This window comes from Aeromonas sp. FDAARGOS 1406 (assembly GCF_019048565.1).
GTDB classification, from domain to species: Bacteria; Pseudomonadota; Gammaproteobacteria; order Enterobacterales; family Aeromonadaceae; genus Aeromonas; species Aeromonas caviae.
In genome coordinates, this window is record NZ_CP077378.1 from 2023698 (window position 1) to 2041680 (window position 17983).

The window sequence follows — 17983 nt, forward strand, 5'->3', positions numbered from 1 at the left end:
GATTAATCCTTTCCGACGTGGAGAATGGCGAGGAAGGCCTCTTGCGGCACGTCCACACGGCCCAGGGACTTCATCCGCTTTTTGCCTTCTTTCTGCTTGTTCAGCAGTTTCTTCTTCCGGCTCACGTCACCACCGTAGCACTTGGCGGTGACGTCTTTACGCAATGCCTTGACAGTGCTGCGGGCGATGATCTGGTTGCCGATGGCGGCCTGAATGGCGATGTCGAACATCTGGCGCGGGATCAGCTCGCGCATCTTCTCCACCACCTGGCGACCACGATACTGGGCGTTCTCCTTGTGGGTGATGATGGCCAGGGCGTCGACCCGCTCGCCGTTGATCATGATGTCCAGACGGACCATGTCGGAGGTTTCGAAGCGCTTGAAGCCGTAGTCCAGGGAGGCGTAGCCGCGACTGGTGGACTTCAGACGGTCGAAGAAGTCGAGCACCACTTCCGCCATCGGGATCTCGTAGGTCAGCGCCACCTGCTTACCGTGGTAGACCATGTTGGTCTGTACGCCGCGCTTCTCGATGCAGAGGGTGATGACGTTGCCCATGTACTCCTGCGGCAGCAGGATGTGACACTCGGCGATGGGCTCGCGCATCTCCTTGATGTTGTTGATGGCGGGCATCTGGGCCGGGCTGTCGATGTGGATGGTGGAGCCATCGTTCAGCTCGATCTCGTAGACCACGGTCGGCGCTGTGGTGATGAGATCCAGATCGTATTCACGCTCCAGACGCTCCTGGATGATCTCCATGTGCAGCATCCCGAGGAAGCCGCAGCGGAAGCCGAAGCCCAGCGCCGTGGAGCTCTCCGGTTCGTAGAACAGGGAGGCATCGTTGAGGGAGAGCTTCTCCAGCGCATCACGGAAGGACTCGTAGTCATCGCTGGAGATGGGGAACAGGCCCGCATAGACCTGGGGCTTCACCTTCTTGAAGCCGGCCAGCGCCTTCTCGGCACCGCGCTTGGCCAGGGTCAGGGTATCCCCCACCGGCGCACCGTGGATGTCCTTGATGCCGCAGACGACCCAACCTACCTCGCCACAACCCAGGCCGTCGGTGTCCACCTGCTTGGGGGTGAAGATACCGATACGATCCACACCCCACACCTGACCGGTGCTCATCACCTTGATCTTGTCGTTCTTCTTCAGGGAACCGTTCTTGATCCGCACGAGCGACACGACCCCGAGGTAGGAGTCGAACCAGGAGTCGATGATCAGCGCCTGCAGCGGCGCCTCCGGATCCCCTTCCGGGGACGGGATCTTGGCGACGATCTCTTCCAGCACCAGATCGACACCGAGGCCGGTCTTGGCGGAGCAGCGCACCGCGTCCACCGCGTCGATGCCGACGATGTCCTCGATCTCCTCGGCAACCCGCTCGGGCTCTGCGGCCGGCAGGTCAATCTTGTTCAGCACCGGCACCACTTCCAGCTCCATTTCCATGGCGGTGTAGCAGTTGGCCAGAGTCTGTGCCTCAACCCCCTGACCGGCATCCACCACCAGCAGTGCCCCTTCACAGGCAGCCAGGGAGCGAGAAACCTCGTAGGAGAAATCCACGTGGCCCGGGGTGTCGATAAAGTTCAGCTGATAGGTGTTACCGTCTTGTGCCTGGTAGTTCAGGGTCACACTCTGTGCCTTGATGGTAATGCCGCGCTCGCGCTCCAGATCCATGGAGTCCAGCACCTGGGCCTGCATCTCGCGATCGGACAGGCCGCCGCAAGTCTGGATCAGACGGTCCGACAGGGTCGACTTACCGTGGTCGATGTGCGCAATAATCGAAAAGTTACGAATGTGTTTCATCGAGCAAGAATCACTCAAAATTAAGTTAGGGTCGGATATGAGGGCAGGATTTTACTGGATAACCCGGTCGACGGCCAATCTTTAGTCGGCGGGCCCCACAAATAGCGCCTTGTCTGGCGGGCGTTGGGCACCTGGATGCCCTCCGCCAGACCCGGCCCCTCAAGAGAGATGACGGGTATTGAGCACCACCCCGAGCATGCGGGGACCGTATTCCCCCTGCTCGAGCCGGTCAGAAAAGTAACGAACCAGTAAAAATCCGATGGCGCCGCCCAGCAGACAGCAGAGGATGGTCACCCCCTCTCCCGCCGACAAGAGCGGCACCAGCCAGAGCTGGCCGAGCAGGGCGCCCAGCAGCAGACAGAAGAGCGGCAGCACGTACACCAGAGCCGCACCGCGCAGGATGCTGGCCTGAGGGATGCCCAGGCGGATCTGCTGGCCCACCGCCACATCGCCGGTGAGGGCGACCCGCAGCCGCTGCGCCTTCATGGGAAAGGCCTTGGCGACGGTGCCGGTCCCGCAGCTGGATTGTTGGTGGCAACCGCTGCAGGCGGATCGCCGCTCGCACTCCACCCAGGCGTGATTGCCGTCGATGGCCACTACTGTGGCCAGCTCTTCACTCATGTTACTCACCTGATGACTCCTCACAGGGGGTGGTGGATGCACCGGATCTCAGCACGGCGGCACCCTCAGGGCAAGTCTCACGGCAAAGACTCACTGCACCGCCTCGTTGCGGGCCAGCGGCTGCAGGGCCTCGGCGATGCGCTTGGCGGTTTCGGCGGGCACCTCGCCCACCACGGTGATCTCCACCCCGACCTCGTTGACGAAGCTCACCAGCGAGGTGGCCCCCTGGCGAATCAACTGCTGGCGCACCGCCTGCTTGGGATCGACCCGGGAAACGTAGACGGAGAGATCCACCAGCCCGTCGGAGAGCATCATGTAATCCACCGGCAGACTGGTGCTGACCAGCTGATGCCGATCCTGAGAGAGCACCTTGAAGCCATCGGGCAACCAGGTCAGGTGCCAGTTGAGGGTCTGCTGAGGAGCGGGATAGGCATCTTCCAGCGCCAGCGCATCCGGCAGCTTGCTGCGTGCCAGGGTCACCAGCCAGGGGGCCGGCGCAGATTGCCTGTCCAGATCCACCCCCAGCACCTGCTCCACCAGATTGCCCTCTCGATCCACCATGTCCACCCGCAGCAGCAGATGGCTCTGTTCGTCAATCCAGAGCACGAAGCCGTACTTGTCCGCCTCCTTGGGCACCAGCCGTACCACTTGTGCCACCAGGCCGGCCACCCGACTGCGGCCCGCCAGCACGGGGTCATAGCTCTCCATCACCCGGGGCAGCGGCATCCTCACCAGGCTCGACCAGACCCCGGGGAAACGCGCCCCCTTGAGGGTGTAGGGTTCATGGGTGTTTTCGAAGAAGGTGTATTCGTTCTGGCGTTGCAGGAACTCCACGGCCTTGCCGTCGAGATAGCTCAAGTGAGCCACCTCCTTGCCATCGATGATCCCGTGGCTGAAACGGATAGGCTCGAGGCGCCCCTGGCGGGCCTTGACCATGGACAATTCGAAGTTTTGTTGCGAAACGGCACTCTGCATCTGCTGCAACAAGGCCTCGGCCGACAGATCGTCGGCCGAGGCCTTGGCACAAATCAACAGGAGAGAGGCCAGCAGGATACGGCTGGACTGGCGCACGATCTGATCCCTAAAAATGCGTTATTCCTGAATCTGCTTGTCTTGCAGCAGACGCTGTTGCAGTTGATGGTCGCGCAGGAAGGCATTGATGCGCTCGCGCTGCTCCTGCATCTGCTGCTCGCTCAGACCTTGCTGACGCACACCGGTCCGGCTGCCATCCTGGGGATAGTGCACGCTCACCGGCGCAGCACTGCCACCCACGGGTATGGTATTGAGCACCGGACTGGTCGGTACACCATCCTTGCCCTGGTACTGCTGCACGCCGAAGATGACGGCGGCAGCCACGGAGGCGGCAATGGCATACTGCCCCACTTGCTGGCCAAAGCGGCGAACGAAGGGGATCACCTTGCCGGCGGGCTGCACCTGGGGCGCAGCAGGCTGAGCCGGCTTGGGCGCCAGTATGGCGGGTTCATCCTCCAGCGCCAGCATGATGCTGTCGCTGAGATCCAGTTGCAGATTGACCGGCAGGTCACCCCGCATGGCATCACCGATCAGATGGTAACGCGACCAGGTATCCTGCAGAGCGGGATCCGTTCCCAGCTCGTTCAGTACCTCGATTTCGCTGAGGTCGCCATCCATCAGGGCTGAAAGTTGCTCTTTATTTGCCATAAGTTTGCCTGTCTTTCCCCAGTTAATGCTCGATCAGAGGTTGCAGCTTTTTATCGATTGCTTCCCTCGCCCGGAAGATGCGGGATCTCACCGTACCCACAGGGCAATCCATGATCTCTGCAATCTCCTCGTAGCTCAGCCCTTCCATTTCACGAAGGGTGATCGCCGTTCTCAAATCTTCTGGCAAGGCTTCTATGGCGGTAAACACGGTACGCTTGATCTCGTCGGTCAGCGCCAGGTTTTCCGGGGTGGCCACCTCTTGCAGGGCTTCACCACCACCATAATATTCAGCCTCGTCCGCTTCGACATCACTGCTGGGCGGTCTGCGCCCCTGTGACGTCAGGTAGTTTTTGGCCGTGTTGACGGCGATCCGGTACAACCAGGTGTAAAACGCGCTCTCGCCACGGAATGTCGGCAACGCACGGTAGGCCTTGATGAATGCCTCCTGCGCCACATCCGGTACATCGCCCGGATTGTTGACATACCTGGCCACCAGGTTGACCACCTTGTGCTGGTACTTGCGTACCAACAGGTTGAATGCATTTTTATCGCCACGCTGGACCCGTTCAACCAGCTGTTCGTCCAGTAGATTCTGGTCGCTCATCAGAGCCGTAAAACCCCCATCAGGTTATCGTTTTTCTTTTCCGGCCCCTTCTAAGCGCACAAGTTCAGACAGGAGGAATCAGGGAAAGTTCGCTTGCATTGAAAAAAATGTGATGCGGGCTGCATCACAACCCCCCTTGGGCTACCATGGGGCCAGTTCTTAATCCAGGCCAATGATACTTATGAAAGCAAGTGTTGAATACCTTTGCGACGTACTCATCATTGGCAGCGGTGCCGCCGGTCTGTCCCTCGCGTTGCGATTGGCAGACCAGGCCAAAGTCCTGGTTCTGAGCAAGGGGCCCATCAGTGAGGGGGCCACTCTCTATGCGCAAGGAGGCATCGCTGCCGTGTTCGACGAGACCGACAGCATCGAATCCCACGTGAGCGACACGCTCAACGCCGGCGCCGGGTTGTGCGACCCGGCGGTGGTGGAGTTCACCGCCCGCAACGCCCGCGACTCCATCCAGTGGCTCATTCAGCAGGGGGTCCCCTTCGATCAGGAAGAGGATGCCGAGGGGGAATCCCACTATCACCTGACCCGGGAAGGGGGCCACAGCCATCGCCGCATCTTCCACGCGGCCGATGCCACCGGCAAGGCGGTGCAGCTCACCCTGATCGACCAGGTGCGCGCCCACCCCAACATCCAGCTGATGGAGCGCTTCAACGCGGTCGATCTCATCACCACCCGCAAGTTGGGTCTGCCGGGCAACAAGGTACTGGGAGCCTATGTCTGGAATCGCAACGCCGAGCAGGTCGAGGTGATCCGCGCCCGCTTCGTGGCGCTGGCCACCGGCGGGGCCTCCAAGGTGTACCAGTACACCTCCAACCCCGATGTGAGCTCTGGCGATGGCATCGCCATGGCATGGCGTGCCGGCTGCCGGGTGGCGAATCTGGAGTTCAACCAGTTCCACCCCACCAGCCTGTTCCACCCGGACGACCCCAACTTCCTGCTGACCGAGGCCCTGCGCGGCGAGGGGGCCTACCTGCGCCGCCCGGACGGCAGCCGCTTCATGCCGGAGTTTGACGAGCGGGCCGAGCTGGCCCCGCGGGACATCGTCGCCCGCGCCATCGACCACGAGATGAAGCGCCTCGGGGCGGATTGCATGTATCTGGACATCAGCCACAAGCCGGCGGATTTCATCATCAAGCACTTCCCGACCATTTATGAGCGCTGCCTCGCGGTCGGTATCGACATCACCAAGGAGGCGATGCCCATCGTCCCGGCGGCCCACTACACCTGTGGCGGCGTGATGATCGACAACAACGGCCAAACCGACATCCCCGGCCTCTATGCCATCGGCGAGGTGACCTATACCGGGTTGCACGGCGCCAATCGCATGGCCTCCAACTCCCTGCTCGAATGCGTGGTCTATGCCCATCAGGCGGGAGCCGACATCCTGGCCAAGCTGCCCACCAGCGTGGCGCCCCCCAGCCTGCCGGCCTGGGACGAGAGCCAGGTGGATGACTCGGACGAGCAGGTGGTGATCCAGCACAACTGGCACGAGCTGCGGCTGATGATGTGGGACTACGTGGGCATAGTGCGCACCAACAAGCGCCTGGCCCGGGCCAAGCGTCGCATCGACCTGCTCAAGCAGGAGGTGCAGGAGTACTACGCCAACTTCCGGGTCTCCAACAACCTGCTGGAGCTGCGCAACCTGTTGCAGGTGGCCGAGCTCATCGTCAACTGCGCCCTGGAGCGCAAGGAGTCACGCGGTTTGCATTACAACCTGGATTATCCGGACATGCAGCCGGACTCCAAGCCGACCGTGCTGACCCCGGATCGGGAATGACGCCGGATCAGGAATAAGGCCGTTGCGTTCGATTCGGGCGTATGCCCTCCCCCAGATGACCCCGCCCAGGCGGGGTCATCTGCTATGAGCGGCAGATGTAGCAGGTAGAGAGAGACGCCTCTAGCGGACAGCGAGGTGGATGGCGCGGGCCAGGGCGCGGTAGTGTGCAGGGGCCAGGGCATCGGAGAAGAGCCAGAGCTGCCCCTCGGAGCCCTCCACCGTCTTCAGCCGCAACCAGAGCACCCCTGGCAGGATGCGGCTGCGGGGATCCAGCCGATGGCGCCCCCCTTGCCACTCGAGCCACTCCCCATCCCAGACGAGCACGCCGCTCGCCGCCGGATGGCGACGCAACGCGCGCCACAGGCCCAGCCCCCAGACAGGGAGGAACAGCCCCCATTGCCAGCCCTGGATCAGGCTGGCGACGGGCAAGAGCAGCAACAGAAACAGGATGCACAGCAACAGACGCTGCTGGCGGGAGGCGATCACGGGCATCACTACCCGCTGGGGAGACGCGAGGCTGGCCATGAGGGGTGGCGGTCGCGAGTCGGGCTCAGCGCAGGCTGTCGTGGCGGGCCTGGTTGCGCTCGAGGATCAGGGGGATCATGGCGGCAAAATCGGGATCCTCGGGCACGCCGTGACCCATGCACCAGCGGAACAGCTCGGGATCCTCGCACTCCAGCAGGCGGATGAAGGTGCGCTGTTCGGCCTCGCCGAGGCCATCGAACTCGTGCTCAAAGAAGGGCATAAAGATCACATCCAGCTCGAGCATGCCGCGACGGCAGGCCCACTTCAGGCGGGACTTCTCACTTGGGTTCAACATGGAACTCTCCTTACAAAGACCGGGGAATGGTAGCAGCAGGATTTTCCGGCTGACAAACATTCCTTACGTCTTTACCATGCAGGTCACATACTTTCTGTCTCTGGAATCCCATCGTGAGCCTGCCGACCCCTCTTCTTCCTGCCGAGCCGACCCTGTTTTCCCTGACCAACCTGACCATCACCCGCCTCGGCGGCCCGGATCGCGCCAAGTATCTGCAAGGTCAGGTCACCTGCGACGTCAACGCCCTGCAACCGGGCCAGAGCACCCTCGGCGGCCACTGCGATCCCAAGGGCAAGCTGTGGAGCGATTTTCGCCTGCTCTGCCTGGAAGACAGCCTGCTGATGCTGACCAAGCCCTCGGTGCTGGCACGCCAGCTGCCGGAGCTCAAGAAGTTTGCGATCTTTGCCAAGGTCGAGATAGGCGAGTTTCAGGGCAGCCTGACCGGACTGGCTGGTCAGGGGACGGACGACTGGATGGCACAGCACTTCGCGCTGACCGACACCGGTCTGGTGGAGGGCGGCATGGCAGTCAGGGTGGAGGCGGACCGCTGGCTGCTGGCGAGCGCATCCCCGCTGGCCCTGAACCTGCCGGTGGGCGACGAAGGACTCTGGTGGGGGCTGGAAATCAAAGCCGGCCTCCCCCATCTGGAAGCGGTCCATCAGGGGGAATACATCCCCCAGATGCTGAACCTGCAAGCTCTTGATGGCATCAGCTTCAACAAGGGCTGCTACATGGGGCAGGAGACGGTGGCGCGCGCCAAGTATCGCGGCGCCAACAACCGCGCCCTCTTCGTGCTGAGCGGCACTGCCGCAACGCAGGTGGCCAGCGGTGACACCCTGGAGATCCAGCTCGGTGACAACTGGCGCCGCAGCGGTCTAGTGCTCAACGCCTGGCAGCAGCAGGGTCAGGTGTGGCTCACCGCCGTGCTGCCCAAGGACACCGAGGCCGACGCCCGCTTCCGCCTCAAGCTGGAAGAGGGCTCCAGCCTCGGTCTGCAGCCCCTGCCCTATGCGTTGATCGACTGAATCCCCCCTAGCGAGGCACCCGCGCCAGCAGTGCCTCCTGCAACCAGCGCCCCGCCTGCCCGAGCGGGCGGGCGCGATACCACTGCAACTCCAGCGCCAGTTCCGCCTCGGCGATGAAGTCCGGCTTGAGCACCACCAGCTCCCCCCGCGCCAGGGGCCGGTGCAGCAGAAACTCGGGCACCGCCGCCCATCCCAGCCCCAGTTTCACCAGTTCCAGGATCCCGAGATCCCCCTCCACCCACCACACTTGCGCCGAGAGGCGGAAGCGATGGCGCTCCGTCCCCTCCCGCCGTCCGGTCACCATCAACTGGCGAGCCCCTTGCAGGTCGCTCTCCTTCAACGGCGTCTTGTGGGCCAGGGGGTGATCCGGAGAGACCACCAGGGGCATGGTGACCGTCCCCAGGGAGCGGGAGACCAGCTCCCGCTCGGGGTGCGCCTTCTGATAGCTGATGCCGAGCTGGGCACGGCCGCTCTTGAGCAGCTCGGTCACGTCCTCCATCAGCGGGAACAACAGCTCCAGCTCCACCGCCGGGTAACGGCTGGCGAACTCCTCCAGCAGGGAGCCAAGCCAGGGCAGGTGGGAGTCATCGTCGATGGCCAGGGTGAGGCGCGACTCGACGCCGTTGGCCAGCTCTCCGGCGATGGCCTGCAGTCGCTCGCTCTGGGCCAGCAGCACCCCCGCCTCCTGACAGATGCGGGCACCCGCCTCGGTCAGCACGGGATAGCGGCCGCTGCGATCGAACAGCGCATGGCCGAGATCGATCTCCAGGTTGGCGATGGCGGCACTCACCACCGACTGGGCCTTGCCCAGCCTGCGCGCCGCCGCCGAGAACGACCCGGTCTCGGCCGTCGCCAGCAATGCCTTGAAGTGTTCCAGTGAAGGGGTCATGAGCCTGCTCCGCCGTGCTGTTGTGTCGTCACATCTATCTATTTTAGCGATAGATACCAACGTGAATCTATCCGGTTTTGGCGATACATTGCCGCCATTCCCTGACCAAAGAGAGAGAGACAGACCATGCGTACGACCCGTGACCGCCTGCGCCACGCCATCGGCTTCGAATTGATTGGCCTGCTGATCGCCGCCCCGCTGGCCAGCTGGGTGACCGGCGTCGGGCTCAACCACATGGGCCCCCTGGCCCTGTTCTTCTCGGTGGTCGCCACCGTCTGGAACTATGTCTACAACATCGGGGTGGACAAGCTGCTGCTGCGCTATCAGGGCCACACCCACAAGGCGCTGTGGCAGCGGGTGCTGCACACCCTGGGGTTCGAGGGGGGCCTGCTGATCGTGGCCCTGCCGGTGATGTCCTGGTGGCTCGACATCGGCCTGCTGGAGGCGCTGGTGCTGGATATGGGCTTCGTGCTCTTCTACCTGGTCTATGCCTTCGTCTACAACTGGAGTTACGACAAGGTGTTCCCCATTCCCATGGGACAGGTGCAGAAGGCGCTGGGATAAGCGATTCGAGGGGTAAAGGCGAGGCACCATCATGCGATGGCATGATGGTGCTGAAGAGGGCCTCGCGGGGTCAGGCCTGGGCCTTGACCTCTTCCGGCGGGGTGTCGTCCTGCCTGGTTTCTTGGCGCATCATGGCTTCGAGGTCGCTCTGGTACTGGTTCAGCATGCGCTGGGCCGCCACCATGTCCCCCTTGTGCAGGCGTTCGAACAGATGATGCTGCACCACGCCGTTGAGGTACTCCACCGTGATGGGTTGCTCCAACGCCGACAACAGCTCCTCTTTTTCCAGCTCCGCATTGATCTCGTCGACACTGGTACGCAGCAGACCGGCCAGTTGCACCAGCATGCGGCGCTCCCCTTCACGCAACAGGCTCAACATGCGGTTTCTCTGCTGCTCATTCTGTTGGGTCATACATTTCCTTACGTAGAATTGGAACAAGCCCGCTCATTCTGCCCTGTCCTTTTCACAGCGTCCATCTCGGGCGCATGACTTATTCCGGGTGCGGGGGGCCGGGTGCTATTTGCCCCCCGGCCCGGTATAGTAACGGCTGATCCAGGGGGCCCGTGCGCCCCGTTGCCGAGACCGTCCATCCCTATGACCGACGCCATTCTGGTGCTCTGCACCTGCCCCGACGAGACCAGTGCAGACCGCCTCTGCGAGCAGCTGCTCGACCAGCGCCTCGCCGCCTGTATCAACCAGCTGCCCGGGGTCACCTCCGTCTATCGCTGGCAGGGCAAGACGGAACGAACCCGGGAGATCCAGCTCGTCATCAAGAGTCGGGCCGCTCTGTTCGAACCCCTGCGCCAGTGCATTCTCGCCCACCATCCCTACGAGGTACCGGAGATCCTGGCGCTCCCGGCAAGCCAGGGCCACCCTGCCTATCTCGACTGGTTGACACAGGAGACCTCATGACCGCCTCTCGCCCCCTCTCCTTCCTGCTGATGCTGCTGGGCCTGCTCTGCGTCCTGACGACGGCCCCCGCCCGGGCCAGCAGCCAGGATCTGCTCGGCAGCCTCGGCATCGAGACCCAGCCCAGATTCCTCAAGGTGGATCAGGCCTTCTCCCTCGAGAGCGAACAACAGGGTGATCGGCTGCTGCTCCGGATACGCATCGCCGACGGCTACTACCTCTATCGCCACAGCATCCGTGTGAAGGGAGAGAACCTCGCCTTCGACGAGCCCGTCCTGCCCCCCGGCACCGAGCACGAGGATGACTTCTTCGGCAAGAGCCGGGTCTATTACCAGGAGGTGCAGATCCCCGTGGCGCTGACCCGGGTCGGGGACGCGGCCAGCCTCACTCTGAGTTACCAGGGCTGCACCGAGGGACTCTGCTACCCACCGACCGACAAGCGGATCGCCGTCGAGCCCCTCGCCGCCCCCGCCCGGGCGGAAGCGCCGGCCAGCCTTCAGGGCACCGACGTGCCGGGCAGCCAGCAGGACAGGCTGGCGGCCGCCCTCGGCAGCCAGGGGTTCTGGATCAGCGTCGCCGCCTTCTTCGCCCTGGGTCTCGGCCTCGCCTTCACCCCCTGCGTCTTCCCCATGTATCCCATCCTGACCGGGATCATCGCCGGGGCAGGGCATCGCCTCTCCACCCGTCGCGCCTTCCTGCTCTCCTTTGTCTATGTGCAGGGGATGGCGGTCACCTATACCCTGCTCGGGCTCGTCGTCGCCTCGGCGGGCCTGCAATTCCAGGCGGCTCTGCAGCACCCCTATGTGCTCATCGGCCTCTCGGTGATGTTCGTGCTGCTCGCCCTATCCATGTTCGGGCTCTACACCCTGCAACTGCCGAGCAGCCTGCAAACCCGTCTCTCGGGCTTCTCCAACCGCCAGCAGGGCGGATCCGTGGCCGGCGTCGCCATCATGGGCATGATCTCGGGACTGGTCTGCTCCCCCTGCACCACGGCGCCGCTCTCCGGGGCCCTTATCTACGTGGCCCAGAGTGGCGATCTCTGGCTCGGCGGTGCGGCCCTCTATGCCCTCTCCCTGGGCATGGGGCTGCCGCTGCTCTTGCTCGGCACCTCTGGCGGCAAGCTGCTGCCCAGGGCCGGCGCCTGGATGGATGTGATCAAGCAACTCTTTGGTTTCGCCCTGCTGGCGGTGCCCATCCTGCTGCTCTCAAGGCTCCTGAGCGACCTCGTCGCCACCCTGCTCTGGCTCGGCTGGGGGCTGGTGCTGTGCGGTTATCTCTATCACCACAACCAACATCGCGCCCATTCGGTGGGCAAGAGCCTCGGCGGCTTCGTCCTGCTGCTGGCGATGATGGGCCTTGTGGTGGTGGGCAAGGATCTGCTGCTGCCACCCGAGGGGGCCAATGCCGCCGCCCAGACCCAGGCCCCCCGATTCATCCGCATCAAGACCCTGGACGATCTCAAGGTGCAGCTCGCCGCCGCCCGCGGCAAGCCGGTGCTGCTGGATCTCTACGCCGACTGGTGCGTGGCCTGCAAGGAGTTCGAGCACAAGACCTTCAGCAACCCCGATGTGCAGGCGCGCTTCAGCGAGATGGTGCTGCTGCAGGCGGACGTCACCGCCAACGACGACGCCGACGTGGATCTGCTCAACGGCCTCAACGTGCTGGGATTGCCGACCCTCCTCTTCTTCGATCGCGATGGCAACGAGATGAGCGGCCAGCGGGTGACCGGCTTCATGGGGCCTGCCGAATTTCTCGGCCAGCTGGACAAGCTGCCCTGATACCGGGTGGCCCGTGCAACCGTGTGGGCCCCCGGTTTGACCGCCATTTTTCCGGCAATCCCTTGTATATGACCGACGCCGTGGCAGAATTTGCCCTTTCCCGTCTCGTTCGTCCGGAGTTTTGATGAAAAAGTGGTTCATCCCCCTGCTGGCCCTCTGGCTTTATGGCTGCAACGCAGGTCCCGGTGAAGAGACCATCCAGAGCCAGGTCACCGCCAGGTTGCAGGCGGGCACAGATGCTGACCTGTTCGACATCCGCGACTTCGCCGTGCTCGGCAAGGAGGAGCGGATGGAGGGGGTCTATCTGGTCAAGGTGAGCTACCAGCTCCACTTCAAGCAGGGACTGGATCAGTTGCAGGTGCTGCACGACGAGGATCTCGTCTATGACAGGGTCGGCCCCTTCCAGCAGGAGATGGGGCTCATGGAGCTCGAGCGCAAATATGGCGACTTCGAGGCAGGCCAGGCCCTGGCGCAGGAGACCCAGGTCTGGATGATGAAGACGGAGCAGGGCTGGCGCCTGGCCGAGCCAGACGCGACGCAGCTGGGATAAGCCCGAACCCCGCCCTCCCCCTAGAGCAGATCCTTCAGCCGATACCAGAGCATCCCGAGCGCCAGCAACGGAGAGCGCAGCGCCGGGCCACCCGGGAAGGTCATGTGAGGGACCCGGCTGAAGAGATCGAAGCCCCGGCTCTCCCCCTTGATCGCCTCCGCCACCAGCTTGCCCGCCATGTGGGTGGCATTGAGGCCATGGCCCGAATAGGCCTGGGCATAGAAGACGTTGGGATGCTGCTCGAGGCGGCCTATCTGGGGCAGCCGGTTGGCGCCTATGCCTATCATGCCCCCCCACTGGAACTCGATGGCGGTACCCGCGAGCTCGGGGAAGACCCGCAGCAGCTTGGGCAGCATGAAGGCCTTGATATCGCGGGGGTCACGGCCCGAGTAGTTGCAGGCCCCGCCGAACAGCAGGCGACCGTCCGCCGACAGCCGATAGTAGTCGAGCGCCACGTTCTGATCGCACACCGCCATGTTCTGTGGCAGCAAGCGCTGGCGCAGGCGCTTCTCCAGCACCTGGGTGGCGAGAATGTAGGAGCCTGCCGGCAGCACCTTGCCCCCGAGATCGGGCTGGAGGTCGCCCAGGTAAGCGTTGCAGCCGATCACCAGGTAGTCCGCGCTGACCCGGCCGTGGGCCGTGGTCACCTCGACCCGCTCGCCGTAGTCGATGTGGGTCACCCTTGAGTGTTCGAACAGGGAGACCCCGAGACTGGCTGCCGCACGCGCTTCGCCGAGGGCCAGGTTGAGAGGATGCAGGTGACCGGAGCCCATGTCGATCATCCCGCCGATATAGCGATCCGATCCGACCACGGTGTGCATCTCCTCCCGCGCCACCATTTTCAGTGCGTGCCGGTAACCCAGGCTCGCCAGGTGCTCGGCATCCTCCTCGAAGCCCTTCAGGTGGCGCGCCTTGGTGGCGAGATCGCAATAGCCCCAGGTGAGATCGCACTCGATATTGAAACGCTCGACCCGCTCGCGCACCAGTTGCACCGCTTCGATCCCCATCAGATCCAGCTCCCGCACGCCCGCCTCGCCAATCCAGCGGGCGAACTGGCTGGTATCGTGGCCGATGCCGCGGATCAGCTGGCCGCCGTTGCGCCCCGACGCTCCCCAGCCAATGCGGTTGGCCTCCAGCAACACCACCTTGTAACCGGCATCGGCCAGGTTGATGGCGGTGTTGAGGCCGGTGAAACCGCCACCGATGACGCAGACGTCCGCATCCAGCTCACCACTGAGCTCGGGCCACTGCCGATGGTCGTTGCGAGTGGCCGCGTAATAGGAGGCCGTGTGTTCCTGATGTCCCTGTCTTCCTGTCTGCATGCTCAGCATCCTGCCTGGTTGCATTCGTTTACTAAATTAAACGGATGTCATCGATAATACCCAGCCCCCCATCCCCAATCCAGCCCGTCAGGATCACAGAAATGCAAAAGGCGCCCCGAAGGGCGCCTTTTCATGCAATCAAGGTGCTGCGAATTACAGTACGTCGATGGCGTTCAGGTCGGAGAAGGCCTTCTCCAGACGCGCGATCATGGAAGTCTGACCGGCACGCAGCCATACGCGCGGATCGTAGAACTTCTTGTTCGGCTTGTCGGCACCTTCCGGGTTGCCCAGCTGGCCTTGCAGGTAGGCTTCGTTGGACTTGTAGAAGTTCAGCACGCCTTCCCAGGTCGCCCACTGGGTGTCGGTGTCGATGTTCATCTTCACCACGCCGTAGGAGATGGATTCGCGGATCTCTTCCAGGGTAGAGCCGGAGCCACCGTGGAACACGAAGTCCAGGGACTTGGCAGGCAGACCGAACTTCTCGGAGACGTACTTCTGGGAGTTGTCCAGGATCTTCGGAGTCAGCTTGACGTTACCCGGCTTGTACACACCGTGCACGTTGCCGAAGGAGGCAGCGATGGTGAAGCGCGGGCTGATCTTGGACAGACGCTCGTAGGCGTAGGCCACGTCTTCCGGCTGGGTGTACAGGGAGGATTGGTCCAGGTGGCTGTTGTCCACGCCGTCTTCTTCACCGCCGGTGCAGCCCAGTTCCAGCTCCAGAGTCATGTTCATCTTGGCCATGCGAGTCAGGTACTCGCAGCAGATGTCGATGTTCTCTTCCAGAGACTCTTCGGACAGATCCAGCATGTGGGAGGAGAACAGCGGCTTGCCGGTTTCGGCAAAGTGCTTCTCACCGGCATCCAGCAGACCGTCGATCCACGGCAGCAGCTTCTTGGCGGCGTGGTCGGTGTGCAGGATCACCGGTACACCGTAGGCTTCGGCAACGGCGTGCACGTGCTTGGCACCGGAGATGGCACCCAGGATGGCAGCTTGCTGGCCTTCCAGCTTCAGACCCTTGCCGGCGGTGAACACGGCACCACCGTTGGAGAACTGTACGATAACCGGGGCTTTGACCTTGGCAGCAGCTTCCAGCACGGCGTTCACGGAGTCGGTACCGACGCAGTTGACGGCCGGCAGAGCGAAGCCGTTTTCCTTGGCGATGGCGAACACTTTCTGAACGTCATCACCAGTGATCACGCCGGGTTTTACGAAGTCGAAAATTTTCTTAGACATGTTTAATCGTCCTGTCTCGTATGCCGTTAATAAAAAGTGGGGGGTTCATCATGAACCGGCACAGCGGCCACATGATAAACGAAACGGGAGGCTTTTGCCCCCCGTCCCGGGTCAATTAGGCTTTGGCGCGCTCTTCGAGAATCGCGACAGCCGGCAGTACCTTGCCTTCTACGAACTCCAGGAAGGCGCCGCCGCCGGTGGAGATGTAGGAGACCTTGTCGGCGATGCCGAACTTGTCGATGGCAGCCAGGGTGTCACCACCGCCAGCGATGGAGAAGGCCGGGGAAGCGGCGATGGCTTCGGCGATCACCTTGGTGCCTTCAGCGAACTGGTCGAACTCGAACACGCCGACCGGGCCGTTCCACAGGATGGTCTTGGCGTTCATGATGATGTCGGCCAGGGCCTTGGCGGAATCCGGACCGATGTCGAAGATCATGTCGCCGTCAGTCACGTCGGACACGGACTTGATGGTGGCCGGGGTGGATTCGGAGAACTCGGCACCCACAACCACGTCGGTGGTCACCGGAATGTTGGTTTCGGCAGCCAGTTTCTTGGCGGTGTCGATCAGATCGTGCTCGCACAGGGACTTGCCGACGTTGTGACCGGCAGCAGCGATGAAGGTGTTGGCGATGCCACCACCGACCACCAGCTGGTCAGCGATCTTGGAGAGGGATTCGAGTACGGTCAGCTTGGTGGAGACCTTGGAGCCGCCCACGATGGCAACCATGGGGCGCTCGGGCTTCAGCATGGCTTTGCCCAGGGCTTCCAGTTCACCGGCCAGCAGGGGGCCTGCACAGGCAACCGGCGCGAACTGGGCCACACCGTAGGTAGAACCTTCGGCGCGGTGAGCAGTACCGAACGCATCCATTACAAAGACGTCACACAGGGCGGCGTATTTTTTGGCCAGCTCTTCGGTGTTCTTCTTCTCGCCTTTGTTGAAGCGGCAGTTTTCCAGCACAACCAGCTCACCGGCAGCGACGTCTACGCCATCCAGGTAGTCTTTGGCCAGACGAACCGGGCAGGACAGTGCGTCTTTCAGATAGTTGACAACCGGAGCCAGGGAGAATTCTTCGTTGTATTCACCCTCGCTCGGACGACCCAGGTGGGAGGTGATCATCAGCTTGGCGCCCTTTTCCAGAGCCAGCTTGATGGTCGGCAGAGTCGCAACGATACGTGCATCGGAAGTGACCTTGCCGTCTTTTACCGGCACGTTCAGGTCAGCACGGATCAGAACGCGTTTGCCCGCCAGATCCAGGTCGGTCATCTTGATAACAGACATATTCAGTCCTCTATATATTTTCAGGTAATGTTAAAAAAACAGTAACCTTGCGCCCGGTGCAGACTTTCAGCCTGCGGCCATCATGGCCCGGGTGGTATCCAGCATGCGGTTGGCGAAGCCCCATTCGTTATCGCACCACATCAACATCTTGACGAGGTTGGCATCGCTGACCCGGGTCTGGGTACCATCAATGATGCAGGAGTGTGCATCATGATTAAAGTCTACGGAGACCAGTGGCTCTTCCGTGTAGTCCAGAATACCGTGTAATGTACCTCTGGATGCCCGTTGCAGGGCTTGATTTACGTCACTAACTGTCACTTTTTTACGAACAGTAATGCTCAGATCCATGGCGGTTACATTGATGGTCGGTACCCGCACCGCGATCGCCTCGAACTTGCCGGCAAAGTGGGGAAGGATACGTTCCAACCCCTTTGCCAGCTTGGTGTCCACCGGGATGATGGACTGGCTGGCTGCCCGGGTTCTGCGCAAGTCGCCGTGATAGGCATCGATGACTTGCTGATCGTGCATGGCCGAATGAATTGTCGTAATAGTACCACAATTTATCTCAAATTCTCGATGCAATGTTTCGATGACGGGGACCACGCAGTTGGTGGTGCAGGAGGCGTTGGAGACAATCCGCTCCCGCCCGGTCAGCACCTGGTGGTTGACCCCGTAGACGATGGTGGCGTCCACATCCGCGTCCGCCGGATGGGAGAAGAGCACCTTGCCCGCTCCCGCCCCCAGATGCAGCTCGGCATCGGCCCGGGAGCCGAACACCCCAGTGCAGTCCAGCACCACGTCCACCCCCAGCGCCCGCCACGGCAAGTTCGACGGATCCCGCTCGGCAAACAGGGCGATGAGATCCTCCCCCACCTGCATGCTGTTGCCCGCCAGTTGCACCGGATAGCGGAACCGGCCGTGGCTGGTGTCGAAGCGGGTCAGGTGCACCATGGCCTCGGGGGCCGCCAGCTCGTTGATGGCCACTATCTTGATGGTCTTGTCGCGGCCGCTCTCGTAGAGGGCCCGCAGCACGTTGCGGCCGATGCGGCCATAGCCGTTGATGGCAATCTTGATCATGGAAACGTTGTGTCCTTAGCTGCGACAAAGGGATGGGAGGAAGGGG

Annotated in this window: 19 protein-coding genes; 6 read left to right on the forward strand and 13 right to left on the reverse strand. The window is 62.5% G+C overall.

Annotated features, from left to right (window positions below; all coding sequences use genetic code 11):
- Positions 1 to 2: 2 nt before the first annotated feature.
- The 5 genes from lepA to rpoE all read right to left on the reverse strand — a co-directional run bounded on the left by lepA (position 3) and on the right by rpoE (position 4701).
- On the reverse strand, positions 3 to 1796 hold the full coding sequence (gene lepA, locus I6L36_RS09455) for a translation elongation factor 4 (protein ID WP_109112024.1): 1794 nt from the start codon (positions 1794 to 1796) through the stop codon (positions 3 to 5).
- A 159-nt stretch (positions 1797 to 1955) separates the two neighbouring features.
- A complete protein-coding gene (locus tag I6L36_RS09460) occupies positions 1956 to 2417 on the reverse strand; it encodes a SoxR reducing system RseC family protein (RefSeq protein WP_039040538.1) in 462 nt (153 codons plus the stop codon).
- A gap of 90 nt (positions 2418 to 2507) precedes the next feature.
- Positions 2508 to 3488, reverse strand: coding sequence for a MucB/RseB C-terminal domain-containing protein (locus I6L36_RS09465; RefSeq protein WP_109112025.1), 981 nt, complete (start codon positions 3486 to 3488; stop codon positions 2508 to 2510).
- 21 nt (positions 3489 to 3509) lie between these two features.
- Positions 3510 to 4097, reverse strand: a complete 588-nt coding sequence (locus tag I6L36_RS09470) for a sigma-E factor negative regulatory protein (protein ID WP_041211670.1) — start codon at positions 4095 to 4097, stop codon at positions 3510 to 3512.
- A 22-nt stretch (positions 4098 to 4119) separates the two neighbouring features.
- Complete coding sequence (rpoE, locus tag I6L36_RS09475; protein WP_010675645.1) at positions 4120 to 4701, reverse strand: RNA polymerase sigma factor RpoE; 582 nt, start codon at positions 4699 to 4701, stop codon at positions 4120 to 4122.
- A 181-nt stretch (positions 4702 to 4882) separates the two neighbouring features.
- Between rpoE and nadB the strand changes: the two genes are divergently transcribed.
- Complete coding sequence (gene nadB, locus I6L36_RS09480; RefSeq protein WP_048208412.1) at positions 4883 to 6490, forward strand: L-aspartate oxidase; 1608 nt, start codon at positions 4883 to 4885, stop codon at positions 6488 to 6490.
- 120 nt (positions 6491 to 6610) lie between these two features.
- On the opposite strand, the gene I6L36_RS09485 is transcribed toward nadB, so the two are convergent.
- Positions 6611 to 6982 (reverse strand): protein YgfX, encoded by a 372-nt coding sequence (locus I6L36_RS09485; RefSeq protein WP_109112035.1) that lies wholly within the window; start codon positions 6980 to 6982, stop codon positions 6611 to 6613.
- Between the two features lie 58 nt (positions 6983 to 7040).
- Positions 7041 to 7310 (reverse strand): succinate dehydrogenase assembly factor 2, encoded by a 270-nt coding sequence (locus tag I6L36_RS09490; protein WP_041213909.1) that lies wholly within the window; start codon positions 7308 to 7310, stop codon positions 7041 to 7043.
- Positions 7311 to 7423: 113 nt separating this feature from the next.
- Here I6L36_RS09490 and ygfZ point away from each other — a divergent pair, with 113 nt between their 5' ends.
- Positions 7424 to 8335, forward strand: a complete 912-nt coding sequence (ygfZ, locus tag I6L36_RS09495; RefSeq protein ID WP_162540521.1) for a tRNA-modifying protein YgfZ — start codon at positions 7424 to 7426, stop codon at positions 8333 to 8335.
- A 7-nt stretch (positions 8336 to 8342) separates the two neighbouring features.
- On the opposite strand, the gene I6L36_RS09500 is transcribed toward ygfZ, so the two are convergent.
- Complete coding sequence (locus tag I6L36_RS09500; RefSeq protein ID WP_109112026.1) at positions 8343 to 9224, reverse strand: LysR family transcriptional regulator; 882 nt, start codon at positions 9222 to 9224, stop codon at positions 8343 to 8345.
- A 126-nt stretch (positions 9225 to 9350) separates the two neighbouring features.
- Here I6L36_RS09500 and I6L36_RS09505 point away from each other — a divergent pair, with 126 nt between their 5' ends.
- Positions 9351 to 9788, forward strand: coding sequence for a PACE efflux transporter (locus I6L36_RS09505; RefSeq protein ID WP_039040541.1), 438 nt, complete (start codon positions 9351 to 9353; stop codon positions 9786 to 9788).
- A 70-nt stretch (positions 9789 to 9858) separates the two neighbouring features.
- Here I6L36_RS09505 and I6L36_RS09510 read toward each other — a convergent pair whose 3' ends face one another.
- Entirely contained in the window at positions 9859 to 10200 is a 342-nt protein-coding gene (locus I6L36_RS09510; RefSeq protein ID WP_010675652.1) for a hypothetical protein, read from the reverse strand.
- 183 nt (positions 10201 to 10383) lie between these two features.
- Here I6L36_RS09510 and cutA point away from each other — a divergent pair, with 183 nt between their 5' ends.
- The 3 genes from cutA (at position 10384) to I6L36_RS09525 (ending at position 13026) form a co-directional block, all read left to right on the forward strand.
- Positions 10384 to 10701, forward strand: coding sequence for a divalent-cation tolerance protein CutA (gene cutA / locus I6L36_RS09515; RefSeq protein WP_010675653.1), 318 nt, complete (start codon positions 10384 to 10386; stop codon positions 10699 to 10701).
- Complete coding sequence (locus I6L36_RS09520) at positions 10698 to 12476, forward strand: protein-disulfide reductase DsbD (protein WP_109112027.1); 1779 nt, start codon at positions 10698 to 10700, stop codon at positions 12474 to 12476. Before cutA ends, I6L36_RS09520 begins: the two co-directional genes overlap by 4 nt.
- A 124-nt stretch (positions 12477 to 12600) precedes the next feature.
- On the forward strand, positions 12601 to 13026 hold the full coding sequence (locus tag I6L36_RS09525) for a hypothetical protein (RefSeq protein WP_109112028.1): 426 nt from the start codon (positions 12601 to 12603) through the stop codon (positions 13024 to 13026).
- A gap of 20 nt (positions 13027 to 13046) precedes the next feature.
- Here the strand turns inward: I6L36_RS09525 and I6L36_RS09530 are convergent, their stop codons facing one another.
- From I6L36_RS09530 to epd, 4 genes are all read right to left on the reverse strand, one after another.
- On the reverse strand, positions 13047 to 14348 hold the full coding sequence (locus tag I6L36_RS09530) for an FAD-binding oxidoreductase (protein WP_041213912.1): 1302 nt from the start codon (positions 14346 to 14348) through the stop codon (positions 13047 to 13049).
- A gap of 153 nt (positions 14349 to 14501) precedes the next feature.
- Positions 14502 to 15581 carry a class II fructose-bisphosphate aldolase gene (fbaA, locus tag I6L36_RS09535; RefSeq protein ID WP_010675658.1) on the reverse strand — a complete coding sequence of 360 codons (1080 nt, stop codon included), beginning with the start codon at positions 15579 to 15581 and terminating at the stop codon, positions 14502 to 14504.
- Positions 15582 to 15696: 115 nt separating this feature from the next.
- Entirely contained in the window at positions 15697 to 16860 is a 1164-nt protein-coding gene (locus I6L36_RS09540; protein ID WP_216987107.1) for a phosphoglycerate kinase, read from the reverse strand.
- A gap of 66 nt (positions 16861 to 16926) precedes the next feature.
- Positions 16927 to 17937: an erythrose-4-phosphate dehydrogenase gene (epd, locus tag I6L36_RS09545; protein WP_041211676.1), complete on the reverse strand. Its 1011-nt coding sequence runs from the start codon at positions 17935 to 17937 to the stop codon at positions 16927 to 16929.
- Positions 17938 to 17983: the final 46 nt, after the last annotated feature.